Origin of the sequence: Ruegeria sp. PrR005 (assembly GCF_010500245.1) — a bacterium.
In the GTDB taxonomy this organism is placed as follows: domain Bacteria; phylum Pseudomonadota; class Alphaproteobacteria; order Rhodobacterales; family Rhodobacteraceae; genus Ruegeria_B; species Ruegeria_B marisflavi.
In genome coordinates this window covers 191,319-206,793 of the sequence record NZ_JAAGOX010000001.1, presented here as the reverse complement: position 1 = coordinate 206,793, position 15,475 = coordinate 191,319, and the positions used below count along the sequence as shown (strand labels likewise).

General features: G+C 56.8%; 14 protein-coding genes and 1 pseudogene. 11 read left to right on the top strand and 4 right to left on the bottom strand.

All coding sequences use genetic code 11. From position 1 onward, the window contains the following. The coding region (locus G0P99_RS00985; protein WP_164126859.1) for an integrase core domain-containing protein at window positions 1–118 on the top strand (118 nt) is incomplete at its 5' end. A gap of 32 nt (window positions 119–150) precedes the next feature. Here the strand turns inward: G0P99_RS00985 and G0P99_RS00980 are convergent. After that, a pseudogene (locus G0P99_RS00980) lies at window positions 151–590 on the bottom strand (IS3 family transposase); the annotation flags it as partial. A 417-nt stretch (window positions 591–1,007) separates the two neighbouring features. Here G0P99_RS00980 and G0P99_RS00975 point away from each other — a divergent pair. Further along, window positions 1,008–2,141, top strand: a complete 1,134-nt coding sequence (locus G0P99_RS00975; RefSeq protein WP_164126857.1) for a response regulator — start codon at window positions 1,008–1,010, stop codon at window positions 2,139–2,141. Between the two features lie 59 nt (window positions 2,142–2,200). Here G0P99_RS00975 and G0P99_RS00970 read toward each other — a convergent pair whose 3' ends face one another. Next, window positions 2,201–3,535 carry a cytochrome P450 gene (locus tag G0P99_RS00970; RefSeq protein WP_164126855.1) on the bottom strand — a complete coding sequence of 445 codons (1,335 nt, stop codon included), beginning with the start codon at window positions 3,533–3,535 and terminating at the stop codon, window positions 2,201–2,203. 344 nt (window positions 3,536–3,879) lie between these two features. Then, window positions 3,880–5,268, bottom strand: coding sequence for a cell wall metabolism sensor histidine kinase WalK (locus tag G0P99_RS00965; protein WP_164126854.1), 1,389 nt, complete (start codon window positions 5,266–5,268; stop codon window positions 3,880–3,882). A 486-nt stretch (window positions 5,269–5,754) separates the two neighbouring features. Between G0P99_RS00965 and G0P99_RS00960 the strand changes: the two genes are divergently transcribed. Both G0P99_RS00960 and G0P99_RS00955 read left to right on the top strand, forming a co-directional pair. Then, the gene (locus tag G0P99_RS00960) at window positions 5,755–6,513 is read left to right on the top strand and encodes an acyl-homoserine-lactone synthase (protein ID WP_239059622.1); all 759 of its coding nucleotides are present in this window, start codon (window positions 5,755–5,757) and stop codon (window positions 6,511–6,513) included. A 235-nt stretch (window positions 6,514–6,748) separates the two neighbouring features. Further along, entirely contained in the window at window positions 6,749–7,690 is a 942-nt protein-coding gene (locus G0P99_RS00955; RefSeq protein WP_164126852.1) for a PleD family two-component system response regulator, read from the top strand. A gap of 233 nt (window positions 7,691–7,923) precedes the next feature. Here the strand turns inward: G0P99_RS00955 and G0P99_RS00950 are convergent, their stop codons facing one another. Beyond that, window positions 7,924–8,952, bottom strand: a complete 1,029-nt coding sequence (locus G0P99_RS00950; protein WP_164126850.1) for a LacI family DNA-binding transcriptional regulator — start codon at window positions 8,950–8,952, stop codon at window positions 7,924–7,926. A 132-nt stretch (window positions 8,953–9,084) separates the two neighbouring features. On the opposite strand from G0P99_RS00950, the gene G0P99_RS00945 reads away from it, so the two are divergent. The 7 genes from G0P99_RS00945 (at window position 9,085) to G0P99_RS00915 (ending at window position 15,455) form a co-directional block, all read left to right on the top strand. Then, on the top strand, window positions 9,085–9,273 hold the full coding sequence (locus G0P99_RS00945) for a hypothetical protein (RefSeq protein WP_164126848.1): 189 nt from the start codon (window positions 9,085–9,087) through the stop codon (window positions 9,271–9,273). A 20-nt stretch (window positions 9,274–9,293) separates the two neighbouring features. Next, window positions 9,294–10,439 carry a TRAP transporter substrate-binding protein gene (locus G0P99_RS00940; protein WP_164126846.1) on the top strand — a complete coding sequence of 382 codons (1,146 nt, stop codon included), beginning with the start codon at window positions 9,294–9,296 and terminating at the stop codon, window positions 10,437–10,439. A gap of 112 nt (window positions 10,440–10,551) precedes the next feature. After that, entirely contained in the window at window positions 10,552–11,064 is a 513-nt protein-coding gene (locus G0P99_RS00935; protein ID WP_164126845.1) for a TRAP transporter small permease, read from the top strand. A gap of 11 nt (window positions 11,065–11,075) precedes the next feature. After that, window positions 11,076–12,404 carry a TRAP transporter large permease gene (locus tag G0P99_RS00930; RefSeq protein WP_164126843.1) on the top strand — a complete coding sequence of 443 codons (1,329 nt, stop codon included), beginning with the start codon at window positions 11,076–11,078 and terminating at the stop codon, window positions 12,402–12,404. Window positions 12,405–12,416: 12 nt separating this feature from the next. After that, window positions 12,417–13,724, top strand: a complete 1,308-nt coding sequence (gene hisD, locus G0P99_RS00925; protein ID WP_164126841.1) for a histidinol dehydrogenase — start codon at window positions 12,417–12,419, stop codon at window positions 13,722–13,724. Continuing rightward, window positions 13,717–14,478, top strand: a complete 762-nt coding sequence (locus G0P99_RS00920) for an SDR family NAD(P)-dependent oxidoreductase (protein WP_164126839.1) — start codon at window positions 13,717–13,719, stop codon at window positions 14,476–14,478. Before hisD ends, G0P99_RS00920 begins: the two co-directional genes overlap by 8 nt. Continuing rightward, on the top strand, window positions 14,475–15,455 hold the full coding sequence (locus G0P99_RS00915) for a zinc-binding dehydrogenase (RefSeq protein WP_164126837.1): 981 nt from the start codon (window positions 14,475–14,477) through the stop codon (window positions 15,453–15,455). Before G0P99_RS00920 ends, G0P99_RS00915 begins: the two co-directional genes overlap by 4 nt. Window positions 15,456–15,475 lie beyond the last annotated feature (20 nt).

Genomic DNA, 15,475 nt, shown 5'->3' with positions numbered 1-15,475 from the left:
CATCATCGAAGGCTGGAGGAAACACTACAACACCAAGCGGCCGCACAGCGCACTCGGCTATCGGCCGCCAGCTCCTGAAACCATCGTCCAGATGGACCAGAGGCCACTAATGCACTAACAATCAAACCGGACCAGTCAGATCAGGCCACCCAGGAGCGCCGTGATGCGCCGATATCCGTAGCGCCCGTTTTCAGAGGCACGCGCTATGATGTTTGCTGTCAGCGCATCTTCTAGCGGCAGCTTCCGCTGGGGCGACCGATACTGACGGAGAACGCGAAATGCGAGGTGTCCCGAGACACGGAACTTCTTCCTGACATGCTCTATACAAGCACCGCGGCAGGCCGGGCTCAGAAGTTTCCACGGGCAGCCTCGGCAAGGATCAGCTTCTCGAGCGTGAGATCCGACACCGCCTTCCGCAGCCGCTCGTTCTCTTTCTCCAGCTCCTTGAGCTCGGTCTTGAGTCCGCCGAACTCTTTGCGCCACAGATGGTAGGTGAACTGCGTCACTCAGATCGACCGCACGGCCTCAGTCACAGACTGGACTTGCGAAACCAAAACCTCGACTTTCTGGGGCATTCCATGGTCCTCCATCTGGCTCAATAAGCGTACTTCCGAGAGGACCAATTTTCAGGGGACAGACCAGGTTTTGGCGTAGTGGTCCATTTCCCTCTGTGTTTCCTGGCCGGCCCAAGCGTTGTGACAGCGTAGCCTGTTGAGCCTTCTCCACCAGGGACTTGGTCGGCAGGGCGGCCACGCAGACATCTCGGGCTCCATGCCTCCACAGGTTCGACTCATCTTAAGCGTGAAAATCAGCCAGGTCATGATGGGTTTTCCAAAGCGAAAACAAAGAATTGGATTTCCACATATTGTCCCGAGATCTTCAATGTTTGCCGAAATTTTTTCACAATTTTGCCAAAAATGTATAAATAATCTGAAGAGGCGCCACGTTTTTGGCCTACTCGCTGCCTAGGATGACACTGAAACCAGTTGCCATCAGGCCCCCAACTCATGAAGCACTCAAATCCGGGAAGAGATCAGTTCCAAAAGAAACTGGAACTGCGCACGCAAAAGCAGAAGCCCCTCAAGGTTTTGATCGTCGACGACGATGCAAGCATTCTGGAGTTGCTGCAAACCGCCTTGACCTCTTTTGGTAACTGCAAGGTTTCGACGGCAAGCTCGGCAGAGCAAGCGCTGAAAGCTATCGAGGCCACCGAGGCCCCGTTCGACTGCTTTTTGTTGGATGTCCAGATGCCGCATGTGAACGGCATAGAGCTGCTTCGGCGCATTCGTGATCTTCCACGGTACAGTCAGACTTCGGTTATCATGATCACTGCCATGAGTGAGCGGCACTATGTGGAAGAGGCTTTCCTGGAAGGGGCGACAGACTATGTGACCAAGCCCTTTGACTTCCTGGAACTGCGCAGCCGGATAAACTCCGCGCACCTGTTGATGCAGGAACGCGTGAAAGCGCAAATGACACTGGAGTCCGCAAAGCATCTACAAGATGAGCTGGATTTCAATCAGCAATTCAACCTGGACGACCCGTTTTCAATCGAGGGTCTGAGTCGGTGCCTGCGCTATGTCGAGTTTGACAACTATGTCGAACAACTGTCTCGTGGCCGCCTCTTTGACTCGTCTGTCCTTGCGATCAAGCTTCAGGATGCCGAGTTTTTCTTTGACCTCAGCAAATCCGGAGATTTTCGCCGTGCGATTTCCGATCTCGCACGCGCCATTCAAATGACGACCAAGGATGCCAAGGCCATCTTCGCTTATCGCGGCAGCGGGGTGTTCCTGGTCGTAACGCATGGGAAAGACGCGACGAGCCTTCTTCCTTCCGAGGAGAGGTTGAACCAGGTGTTCGGAACCATTGTCGGTAACCGCAGCGCAACGGGTTGGTTGCGTGTGTTGATCAGCGATCGGGTCTCGATGCGGTGCATTTCAAAGGCAGGCGCCATGGCGGCGCTTGGCAAAGCGGTGCAGGGCGTGGAAAAACGCGAACAGGCTTTCCAGAAGGGCGGCGATGCGTACGCACTGGCAAGCGATGGAGCCGAACCCGCTACTCAAGTTGTGGAGCGCAGGCGGGTATACGAACGGGTGATGTTCGAACTCTTTGGCGAAGACAGTTATCTTGCGCAGAAATAGGTTCAAGCCTTTTGACGCGCCAACGCAGGGCCAAGGCCACTGAGCAGGCGGTTACAAGCCTAGACGAGACTCACGGTCAGGACCATCGGTCCGCTGGTCCGCATCGTAAAGGTCAGTACCGGCTCGGGCAAAGGTTTGTCGGACAAAGACAATTTTACCCGTCGCAATAGCGATGCCATCAAGATCATTATCTCTGTCTCGGCGTATTGCGCGCCGATACAAATTCGTGGCCCGTCGCCAAAGGGGATGTATTGCCCACGCGGAATTGGCGCCCCAAGGAACCGTTCGGGGCGATAGTGATCCGGCTCGGGCCACAGGACTCCGTTGCGATGCAGCGAATAGACCGGAAAGAACAACGCATCGTTTTTCTTGATCGAGATCCCCTTTATCTCGATATCTTCGGACGCATCTCTGGCAAACATGGCCGCCGAGGGATACAGGCGCAAGGTTTCCTTGATATGCGCTCTCAGAAAAGGCATGTGTTCAAGGTCTTCGAAGCGGATCTTTCCTGTCTTTCGAATGGACAGGATTTCGTTGCGAATTCTGCGCTGCATCTCTGGGTGCAGGGCAAGAAGATAATACCCCCAAACCAAGACATTCGCCGAGGTTTCGTGTCCGGCGACGACAAAGGTGAGCAGGTTGTCCACCGTGGTTTCGGCATCCTCGAAGTCGGTTTTCAGGGCCTCGATCATGAAGTCCAGAAAATCACTCGGTGTTTCGCGGTTTTCAGATCGGCGATGGTCGATCACGTTCCGCGCCAGGTCCCGCATTGTCGTGACCGGGGCCTTGCTGCGGAGCCATTTCTTTCGGGGCAACCATTTTGGTAATCCCATGAGGTCGAACAGGGAGATGTCGGAAATGTACTCGAAATACGCAATCAGGCCCGTGCGGATCTGTTCCGCGCTGACCTCTTCATTGCCCGAGAATATGACCCTTGAAACATTGGTCAGGGTGGATGCCGGCGCGACCTGAGCAAAATCGACGGGCCCCGGGTTTTCGGCCAGCGAGTCAGCGACCTCGATCCCGGTTTCGGCGAAGTGTTCCGAAAGTGTGGGAAGGTTGCGGGCGGAAAACAGCGGTGAGTAGCGACGCCTTTGTTGGCGCCACTTCTGACCCTCGGACAGTATCAGGCCGTTTCCGACGGCCGAACCGATAATGTCTTTGGTGAACTTAGCCTTTGGAAAGGACCGACCCTTTCCGACCAGAAGCTCGGTCACCATCTCCGGATCGCAGATGTAGTGAATGTTCAAAGGGCCACGAACATAGGTTTGCCGCAGGGTTTCGGCGGGTATCACCTCCAACATGTTCCGGCCGGCCGATCGTGCAAAATCAAGCAGGCCGACTGGCCTTTCTGCCAGTCTTGCTGAAACTGGCGCAATGCTGATGTCTTTCATTTCCACCGTTCCCACTGCATCTGCTCAAGGCGAACCTGCCTTTGCGCGCGATTACCCTAGGGGGCGGGCGGAAAGCCAGGAACCAAGTTTCAGTTTTTGGATTTGCGGCAAGTGTTAACGGTAAACCACAGCAAGCAAGACCGCGAAAAGACAGGGGCTACTTGACCCTTGTCGAGACATTAACCTGCGAGCAGCTAGAAGATAAACAATGGAATCTGTTCGTTACGCTTGGTCGTTCTGGTTGAGTCGGTTCTACAACACTCCAGCCGGTGACGTGTCTTGACATCCCAGATCAAACCGGGCGCCCGGCAGGCCGTTTAATCCATACTGTCGGATGAACAGTCCTATACAGTATTGGCAGCAGCCTCTTTGTGGATCTCTGGAAATTCGACATAAAACACCGATCCCGCCCCAAGCTCGCTCTCGTAGTCGATTATGCCGCCAAAGTGTTCCACGATCTCCTTCGAGATGTTCATGCCCAGCCCCGTTCCGCCCGCATGCCGTTCGTCTGAAGAATCGATCTGCGAGAAGCGATCGAACACCTTGTCCCGGCTTCCAGGCGGAATGCCGATACCGCGGTCTTTAACATAGATGCGAACCCGGTTGCCGATCCGGCGGCAGCCAACGGTGACTGTGCTGCCTTCGAAGGAGAACTTTGCCGCGTTGGAGATCATGTTTGAAAGAACTTGTATCAATCGCGATGCATCGGCGGAGATGTACAGATTCAACTCCTTTGGGCAGTCCTGATCGATCGTGACGTTATGCGCGCTGGCATAACCCAGATTGCTTGCAACTGCCTCTTCTACGATTGCACAAACGTCCACGGTCCTGATCCTGTAGACCATTTCGCCCGCTTCCATCTTTTGAATGTCAAGGATGTCGTTGATCAGGGTGGCCAAACGTTGACTGTTCTTGCTGGCCATGTCGACAAGGCTCTGCATTTTTTCGGGCACTTCGCCAATGGCGCCCGAGTTGATCAGGTCCAACGACCCTTTGATCGATGTCAGGGGCGTGCGAAGCTCGTGGCTGACGGTGGACACGAACTGCGACTTGGCGATGTACGCGGCCTTTGTACGTTCATGCTCTTCCCTTAGTTTTTCCAGCTGCGCCAGGTTTGTTCTGTAAAGCCTGAGAAAGACAAACGAACAGTCGATCAGGAAATACATGACAAAAACAACAGTAAAGAAATGCAGCCAAAGCTCCGAGGACAGGTCGGGCCGTTCGATCCAGATGTCCTTGACGACAATCACCATGAACGAGATGCCGTACATGGTCAGGCGAAGGATCATCGCCCATACGATCTGATGGTTGTTCATTGCCGCAAACAGGGCGGCTGCAAACAGGAAGAACAGAGGGGTGAAATGCCCCCCTGATGGCTGTTTGAGTGCGACCGAGATGGCGTAGAGACAAATCGCGGTCGAATGCAGCACCGTGTTCAGCAGTATCCAGGCCAGAGATTCGACAATCGCCTTGCGCTGATGCGGCTGCAGGCGGGCCACACGTTTGGCGAGAATGAGATCCTGACCTTCGCAAATCAGGATGCAAGAGTAAAACAGCAGCGCGTTGAAAAAGTCGAAGAAGTATCCGGTGAGTATGGTTGCCGACAACAAGATGGCCTGTCGCTGCCAAATGAGCTCGATGCTCATGGCAGTGTAGTCCTTCATGTTTTGCAGCATCCGATCGACCGATTTCTCGGAAACCTGACCAAACTGTTTCGCTTCAATCGCCGTCATTCTGTCCACTGGGCATTTGGGGCATCAGCTCCTAGATAGCCGCGGATTGAGGAAGCAGTGGGCCGGAAATACGTTCACAGTTTGACTGGTGCAGCGCCAGGCAGCCAGGTCGTATTACCCCAACGGGATTGGATCACGTAGACGTCACATCCAATTCGGTGCGCGAACGCGAGGGGGGTGGTGGTCGAGCCCTTGCAAACGAAACGCGATGCGGATTGAACCATTGTCTCTGTCCTGTCGGCTCTTTCACCGAAAGCTGCGTGGGTTTCAGAGACTCGCGCCGGTTCTGGTTGCACAGCATTTGTCCCGGATCGCGAACAACGCCAAAGGGGGGCACAGGCGCCGCCCGTACACTGCATTGCCATTCCCGCACAGGTTTCTTGCGAATTGGCCACACTACTTTTCTAGGTGCACAGGACTTTCACTTAGGTATAGACTTCACTTGAATGTTCTTGTCAAAAGTGTGGCAAAAAGACAGAGCAGGACATGGACCAGACCTTCAGGCTAGCGGGCGCCAGCCCGGCTTCGGCAGTGTTTCCGGAGTTGGAGCCAGCCATCGGACGTGCCCCCACGGATGCCGCACCCAACACAAGGGTGCGACACAGGTTTCGATTGCCTGCTCGCGGGTTACATCAAAAACAGTCTCCGCTCGGCAATGTTCATTCAAGTGTCATGAACTTCCGCAACATTCATGAACACGGAACGCTCCTGGCGAAGTATCTCGAAGCCCGAAAATCCATCTTTATCGACTCCTTGCATTGGAATGTGTCCGAGGCCGAGGGAATGGAGTATGATCAGTACGACACGCCGGCATGCCAGTGGATCGTCCTTCATCAATTTGGCGAAATTGTGGGCGGCGTTCGCCTGCTCCCGACAACGGCGAAATGCGGAATATACACCTATATGTTGAGAGACGCGCAAAGAGGTCTGCTTGACAGTATTCCAACGGACGTCCTGTTCTTTGAGGCCCCGGTCAGATCAAATGTCTGGGAAGCGTCCCGGTTTTTCATCGCCGAGACGGTGCCCGCAGCCCGCAGACTGTCGGTTCAACACATGCTGTTCGAAAGCATGGCAAGGACGGCCTATCAGAACGGAGCCACGTCGATTCTTGGCATCGTACCTGCGGTCTGGTCCCGTTGGGCGCGTCGCATCGGGGCAGGCGCAACCCCTGTCGGCCCCAAATTCTCAATCGACGGTGTTGCAAGCCAGCCTGTTCTGTTCAACATCCGGGGCTACCTAAGCTGAACCTGTGGGTTGTCCATTTGGTAATGCGGCGAAGTATTGCCGAGATTACCCATTCCGGGCGCCAAAGCATGGGGCTTCAGGAAAAGGCACGGACCTGCCACTCATAGGTCATCAATTTGCCGCTTTTTCCCTAAAGATTGGTAAAAATGACGTTGATCCGCTGTTCGAGCGGAACCTGATACATGTCCGTATCGCCCCGGAAACCTGAGCGATGCCATAACTGTGGTGAACCAAAATGCGAATTCTTGCCGTAGACGACGAGCCCAGCATCCTGGAACTGCTTACCCAGATACTGGCCGCTTTCGGGTATGACGATGTGGTCACGGCTGCAAACGGCCGTGCGGCGCTTCAGATACTCAACAGCGAGCCGAAGCCGTTCGACTGTCTGCTTCTGGATGTTCAGATGCCCCAGATGAATGGCATCGATCTGTGTCAGGAGGTGCGCAAGCTTCCCGACTACCGCTTCACCCCGATTATCATGGTAACTGCCATGGTTCAAAAGCAATACATCGACAACGCATTCGAGGTCGGGGCGACGGACTATGTGACAAAGCCCTTTGAGTTCGACGATCTTCGCCAGCGGCTGTCTGATGCCTACCGGTTGGCGGCCGAGCGAAAGTCGGCAATTCTTGCGATGGAAGCGATCGAGGACGCCCAAGGCCAGGACAAGTGTGACCGCGAGTTCGATCTCGGCGATCCGATTTTCATCGATGGCATCCCCGGATGTTTCGGCCTGCCGGAGTTCGAGAACTACGTGTTCAAGATCTCGACAGCGCATCCGTTGAACAGTTCGGTTCTGGCTGTAAAGGTCGATGAAGCGGAGCGGATCTTTGAGACTGGAACGTCTGCCGATTTCCGGCGGGCCATGACCCTTGCCGGCAAGGCCATCATGGCGATAACGCAAGGTGCAAGAAACTATGCCGCATACTGGGGCAATGGTGTTTTTCTTGTCGTTCTGGACAACGACGCGGCATTCGATTTCGGCAAACTGGTGGGTCAGGTGCCGACTTTTGCTACTGCTGACAGCAAGGACTTTCCCGAAACCGGAACAGTGTCCCTTCGGATCGGCGAGGCGGTGCCCCTCAAAGCTGTAAACAAGCTGGAGGCATTGTTCCTGATCGACAAGGCTGTGGAAAGCGCCGAGACCGTTTACTACTCGATGGCCAAAGTCGGCTGATAACTCCCCTGATCATGGTTGCGCCATGCGCAACCGGTAAGGGTTCGTTCTTGCGCGGTCGTTGAGCCGAGCGGAAAGTCAAACCGCCGGTCGCAATTGTCCCCGGTCATACCGCCTTGGTGAAAGTACCTCGAGACCGCATAAGCCGCTTCGGGCCGCAACAACTCGTTTGCCGGGCTTTACCACGGCGACGTCGGGCAGGGGTCCTGCAAAGGTTGATGTCCGGCTCGCGTTTATGCATCGGTTTGGGGGCGGGCCAAGGATTGCCTGTGTACCACCTGCGTTTTGATGCAGGTTGAGACCCCCTTGGATGTGCCGTTCACCATGGCTATCAACTCCTGCGCGGCCTTACGGCCCATCTCGCGGTGAGGAACGTGAACGGTCGTCAGGGCAGGGTTTGCGATTTCCGCCAGTTCGATATCGTCGAAACCGGTGACCGAAACCTCATCGGGTACGGCCACCCCCGTGCGTCTGGCTTCGCGAAGGGCGCCGACAGCCAAGACGTCGTTCCCGCAAATGATGGCGGTGGGGCGCAAATCCCGCGACATGAGTTCGCGAAACGCATTTGCTCCGCTATCGATCTCGTAGGTGGTTTCAATCACCCTCATCTTGCAGGGGTCGATGCCGTTGGCTTGCAAGGCATCCCGGACGCCCTGGACCCGTGTTTGCGCTCGATCGTTTCCGGCGGTCACTCCCGATATCATGGCAATGCGCCTGTGACCGGTGTCAATGACGTTCTGTGCCAGTTCGAACATGGCATCCCGATTGTTAAACCCGACTGACGTTTGCCGTGCGTCGGGGAGATAGGACCACGCGACAAGTGCGGGAACCTGATGCCTTTTCAAGTATTCATAGATCTCGTCTTCGCGCTCATGACCGATCAGCAGCAGACCGTCCGCGCCCCGTGCCACCAACGCGCGGATCTGTTCTTTCTCGATGTCCGGTTTGTACTCGGAACTTGAAACAAGAAGAGTATAGCCGCTCCGGCGCAGCTCGCTTTGAAAGGCTTGCAAGCCACGCGCAAAAATGGCGTTGTCCATGGTCGGGATGATGGCACCGATTGTAAATGACCGTTTAGCGGCCATCACCCGCGCGGCGAAATTCGGCGTGTAGCCCAGTTCTTCGACGGCTTGCATAACGCGAACGCGGGTCTTCTCTACCACCTGGTTGGGAGTGTTCAGGCATCGAGACACCGTAGCGGTCGAAACCCCGGCGTGATTTGCTACATCATTAAGTGTCGGAGCTGAACGGGTTTTTCCCATATCTGCGTCTACCTGTCGTTTCCTTTCTTCTTAACACATCGCAAAGGATTTACCATCCGTCGATGTAAGCGCTTGCATTTGAGATGTAAGCGCTTACAAATGGAGTGGAACCGATTCACTACGGAGCTACCCATGTTCCTTGTCGCCTCAGCCATCGTCTTTGCGGTCTTCTTCGCGAATGTTGCCCTTGGGGCCTTCGCGAGCAGCGCTTTTCTCGGGGATGTTGGAGAGATGTTGGTTCTGTTTGCGGCGACGATTTTGTTCGTCATCGCAATTCTCAAAAAAGAAGCTGACCAGAAAACCAAGAACCAAGGCAGCTGATTGATCCTAGGGAGGATAGAATGAGGAAAGACAAAGACGGCTTGAAATCAGCCGAACGCCGCAATTTTCTGAAGTTGAGTGCAACGGGCGGCTTTACCGCCGCCATGGTTGCGGGGGCCGGCGGTTTGCTTTGGTCGACCGAAGCCGTTGCGCAGACCGCCAAGGAGGAGAAAGAGCGGGAGGCAGCGGCAGAGCATATCATGACCGTGGCCACTGCCTATGTGCTGGGTGCCTCGCGCAGCTATCCGATCATGCAACTGGACCTCAAGGAGAACATCCAGAACGCCACCAACGGCAAGGTCTACGTCAAACTGGCCCCGGGCGGGCAACTGGGTGCCGGTGGCGCGTTGGTGCAAAAGGTGCAGGGTGGCACCATCCAGGCGGCACAGCATTCGCTGTCGAACTTTGCGCCTTTTGCGTCGACCGTCGACCTGATCAACATGCCGTATCTATGTGGGTCCAACCAACGCTTCACCAATCTCGTGAATTCCGGATTCTGGAAAACCGAAGTCGAACCCAAGGTCGAGGCCAATGGATTCAAGGCGTTGTTCTACGTGAACATCGACCCGCGTGTGGTTGCCGTGCGCAAGGGTGGCAATGTCGTGATGACACCGGGCGATATGGCGGGCGTAAAGTTCCGTGTGCCTGGCTCGAAGATGCTGCAACAGTACTATCGTATGGTTGGTGCCAACCCGACACCGGTTGCCTGGGGTGAAACCCCCTCGGCGATCAAGCAGGGTGTCGCGGACGCTTTGGACCCGTCTGTCGGTGCGCTCTACGTCTTTGGTTTCAAGGATATCCTGAGCCATGTGACATTTACCCAGGCGGTGCCGGACAGCCAAGTTTACTCGTGCAACCTTGAATGGTTCAATTCACTACCCGCCGACGTTCAGGAAGGCGTGATGTGGGGGGCCGAGATGACGGCGCACCAAAACCTGTCCAAGGTACCTTCTGCCCGCAGCTATGCAATGTCGGAGCTTGCCAAGGCCGGTGTTCAGTTTCACGCGCTCAGCGACGATCAGCTTGGCGAATGGAAAGAGGCCGGTGGATTCCAGCGGTCCGAATGGGACGAGTTCAAGGTCGAACTTGCCGGTTCCATGGACAATTTCGCCAAGATGGAAGAGGCCGCGGGAACGCAGGGCAAGTACTACGTTCACGACGCCTGATCGGTCTGGGCGGGCATTGGTTTTCGGTGCCCGCCTGTTCACTCCGATGACATGACCTCCAAACGGCCCATTGGGCCTCACCCCGGGCCATGTCGAAAGCATGGGACGCGAAATGGATATCCTGCGTGCAATCGACAAGAATGCCGAACGATGGCTGCTCTTGACCTTCTACGTGATGCTAGTGGTCACCATGGCGGTCGAAGTCATCCGGCGCGAACTTTTCGCCTATTCCTCGATCTGGGGCGAGGAGATCGTGCGATATTCCTTCATCTATCTGGCCTGGATCGGGGCCGCCGCCGCCGTCAAGGAGCGCGCGCACATCCGTATTGATGTAGTGATGCACTACCTTGGCAGGCGTTCAAAGGCGCTGCTCTACATTTTCGGCGACCTGGTGATGTTCGTGGTCGCGGTGATCGCCCTCTACTGGTCGCTTGAGACGGTTCATGTCTCGGCAAAGTTTGGATCGGTTAGCCACGGGCTCCGTATCTCGATGGTTTGGTTCCTGATGGCCGTTCCGGCCGGTTTCACCCTCATTGTCTGGCGCTTGCTGCAATCCTTGTGGCGCGATGTCCGCAGCCTTTGCGACGGCACCCCCGTCTTCGAAGGTGACAAACTATTCGATTGAGGACATAGCAGATGCTCTGGCAACAAGTTGGTCAAACAGTCGAACTGGGTTGGGATTTCTACTTTCCCGTCATCCTGTTCGTAAGCCTTATTGCGCTGGCCGTCCCGGTCTGGGCCGCCATTGGTGCGGCGGCGATTACCATGTTGGTCATGTCGGGTGACTTGCCGCTTTCTGCGGTGGGGGAAAGCCTGTTCACCGGCATAGACGCATTTGCTCTGACCGCCGTTCCCCTGTTCATCCTGACCGGTGACGTGCTGGTCCGTACCGGTTTAAGTCGAAAGTTCCTTGATGTGGCAGAGGCGTTGACCTGCTGGACCAAGGGTGGGTTCGGATCGGCCACCGTTCTGGTCTGCGGCATGTTCGCGGCGATCTCGGGATCTGACGCCGCCGGGGCGGCGGCCGTGGGCCGTATGACGATCAACCGTTTGGTGGAAAGTGGCTATCCGCGCCCCTATGCCTGTGCTCTTGTGGCCGCGGGCGCCTGTACCGGTATCCTCATCCCGCCCTCCATCGCCTATATCATCATCGGGCTTGTACTGGGGATTTCTGCCTCGACCCTTTTCCTTGCCGCTCTCATTCCCGGCCTGGCCATTCTGGTCTCGATCCTCGTGACGAATATTATCGTCAACCGCCTCTACAGCTATGAAACCGGCGGCAACATGAGCGTCAGCGAATGGTCGGCCAACCTAGGCAAGTCTTTGAAATCCGGCTGGTACGCCTTTATCGTTCCGGGCATCATCTTTTACGGCATTTTCTCGGGGCGCCTGACCCCGACCGAGGCCGGTGCAACCGCTGTAGTGGTGACGATCGCCATGGGCTTTATCCTGCGCACCCTGAGGTTCTCGGACTTTCCGGCCATGCTGGTCAGTTCGGCCAAGGTGAACGGGGTAATCCTGCCGATCATTGCATTTTCTGCACCGCTGGCCGAGGCGCTGGCGATCATGGGCGTCCCGCAGGGCTTCGTGACCTCGGTTACAGGAATGACTGAAGATCCTTATGTGTTGATCCTGCTGATGATTGGCATCCTGATCGCTGCTGGCTGCGTCATGGAAACCACGCCGAACATCGTGATCCTCGCGCCGATCCTGAAACCGCTCGCCGACAATATCGGCATGAACGAGATCCAGTTCTGCATCATGATGATCACCGCGTTGGGTGTGGGCTTTATCACACCACCCTTGGGGCTGAACCTGTTCGTTGTCTCGGGGATCACCGGAGAGTCGATCCTCAAGATCGCCGCCCGCGCCATTCCTTTTGTTCTGACAATGCTGATCGTGGTTCTGTTGATCGCCTACATCCCGGCAATCTCGACCACGCTCCTCCCGGATATCTACAAATAGGACCCGCCAGACATGACCCGCGAATACCTGAAAAAGGCTGCTCTGACAGCGAAGTCGAACGCATCCGAAACCCATGAGATCGTCAAGGCAATCCTGGACGACATCGAAGCGGGCGGCGATGCCAAGGCGCTCGAATATGCCGCCAAGTTCGATCAGTACGAAGGCAGCATTCTGTTGTCGCCTGAGGAGATCGAGGCAGCCTGCGCCTTGGTGCCAGAGAAACTGAAAGCGGACATTCGGTTTTCCCATGACAATGTGCGCCGCTTTGCGGAATTGCAAAAGAGCACGGTCAGCGACGTGGAAACCGAGTTGACGCCCGGGTTTGTCACCGGTCAAAAGGCGATCCCGGTCGAAGCGGCTGGTTGTTACGTTCCGGGCGGGCGGTACAGCCACATCGCCAGTGCGATCATGACCGTGACCACGGCCAAAGTTGCCGGCTGCAAGCACATCACGGCATGCTCCCCGCCCAGGCCCGGTGTGGGGATTGCCCCGGCTATCGTCTATGCCGCGCATATCTGCGGCGCAGACAAAATCCTTGCGATGGGCGGCGTACAGGGCGTGGCAGCCATGACGTTTGGGCTTTTCGGTCTGCCCAAGGCGAACATTCTTGTCGGCCCCGGCAACCAGTTTGTGGCCGAGGCTAAGCGTATTCTCTTTGGTCGGGTGGGGATCGACATGATCGCAGGTCCCACCGACAGCCTGATCCTGGCCGACAAATCTGCCGATGCGCATATTGTGGCGACCGACTTGGTGAGCCAGGCCGAGCACGGCTACAACTCGCCGGTCTGGCTTGTCACCGATAACCGGACACTGGCCCAGGATGTCATGGCACGCGTGCCCGTGCTGATCGCGGATCTGCCCGAAGTGAACCGGGAAAACGCTTCCGCCGCATGGCGTGACTATGCCGAGGTGATCGTTTGCTCTGATCGAGAGGAGATGGCTGCGTGCTCGGATGAATATGCGCCCGAGCATCTGACTGTTCAGGCCGAGGACCTGGATTGGTGGCTGGAGAACCTGACCTGTTATGGGTCGCTGTTCCTGGGCGAGGAAACCACCGTGTCTTATGGCGACAAGGCAACCGGCACCAACCATGTGCTGCCGACCTCTCGCGCTGCAAGCTACACCGGCGGTTTGTCCGTGCACAAATACATGAAAATCGTGACCTGGCAGCGCGCCACGCGCGAAGGCTCAAAAGCCGTGGCCGAAGCCACTGCCCGCATTTCTCGCCTGGAGGGGATGGAAGGCCACGCCCGCGCCGCAGATGCGCGTTTAGAGAAGTACTTTCCGAACGAAACCTTCGACCTGACCGCAAATGGCTGATCCCAGATCTCTTTTTGACCTGACGGGCAGGGTTGCCTGCATCACCGGCGCCAGTTCGGGTCTTGGGCGGCAAGCGGCCGTCGCCCTGTCTTCGGCTGGGGCAAAGGTTGTGTCCGTGGCCCGCCGAAAGGGCGCACTGGAAAGCCTGACCGTGGAAATCGGGGCTAACGCGTCACATGTGGCGGCGGATGTGGCGGACCGATCAAATCTTGCCGCCTTGTGTGCCGCTCTCTCCGAGCCGTTCGGATCACCGGATATTCTGGTGAACGCGGCCGGGGTCAACACCCGTCAACCTGCCGACCAGGTCACACCGGAAGGATGGGATCAGACATTGGCCTTGAACCTGTCGGCACCGTTTTTCCTCAGCCAGGCACTTGTCCCGGCGATGAAGGAGAAAAGCTGGGGGCGTATCGTCAATTTCGCCTCGCTTCAGACCACGCGCGCCTTTCCCGGCGGGATCGCCTATGGCGCCAGCAAGGCTGGTGTCGGGCAATTGACGCGGGCCATGGCCGAAGCATGGTCGCCTTATGGGATCACGGCAAATGCCATCGGTCCGGGTTTTTTCCCGACCGAGTTGACGCGCGCGGTGTTCGACGATGAGGCCCGCGCCGCCAGAAATGCTGAGCAAACCTGTATCAGGCGCAACGGGCGGTTGGAGGACATGGACGGCCCACTGCTGTTCCTATGCTCGGATGCGTCGGCCTATGTGACGGGACAGGTTCTGATGGTTGACGGGGGGTTCACGGCGAAATGAAAGCGCTGGTCTATGATGGTGTCGAAACGCTTGGCTATCGCGATGTGGCGAAAGCCTCGCCGAATGAGGGTGAACACCTGATCCGCATCGAGGCTTCGGGCATTTGCGGGTCTGACATGCATGCCTATCTGGGGCACGACAACCGGCGCCCTGCGCCGTTGATCCTGGGCCACGAGGCGGCAGGGATCATAGAAAGTGGACCTGAGGCGGGACGACGGGTAACGATCAACCCTCTTGTGACATGTCGTCGGTGCAAGGCTTGCGCAATGGGCCGTGAGAACCTCTGTACCCAGCGTCAGATCATCTCGATGCCCCCACGCGAAGGGGCATTTGCGCAGTATGTGGCAATGCCCGACAGCAATCTTGTGACAGTTCCTGATGGCGTGCCATTGGCAAAGGCAGCCCTTACCGAGCCGCTTGCGGTCAGTTGGCACGCTGTTCGTCTTGCGCTTGAGGCGCTGCATCAGAACATGGACCGCTCTGCACTTGTGCTGGGGGGCGGCGCAATTGGATTGGCTGCGGCCTTGGCCCTGCGTGCGATGGGGGTCGAGGATGTCACTGTATTGGAACCGAACGAGACCCGGCGCCGGTTCCTGGCCGAGCGATGTGGCCAGGTCGTGACGCACGAGGGCAAGAGTCCAGCTCCTATCGTGATCGACGCGGTGGGTTACGCGACGACACGCGCCATGGCATCCCAGCTTGCGATGCCGGGTGGCGTGATCGCTCATGTCGGTCTGGGCGAGGATTCCGGAGGGTTGGATATCCGCCGCATGACACTTCAGGAGATCACCTTTATCGGCACCTACACCTATACAGCTCAAGATTTTCGCGACACGGCTCAGGCGATTTTCGATGGGCGGCTCGGTGCCTTGGACTGGTTCGAGACGCGTGCGATGTCGGGAGGAGCGCAGGCATTTCGCGATCTTCGCGCCGGCACCGTTGCTGCACCAAAGATCATGCTCGACCCCTGGTCATGAGCAGCTTCGTACTGAAGGAG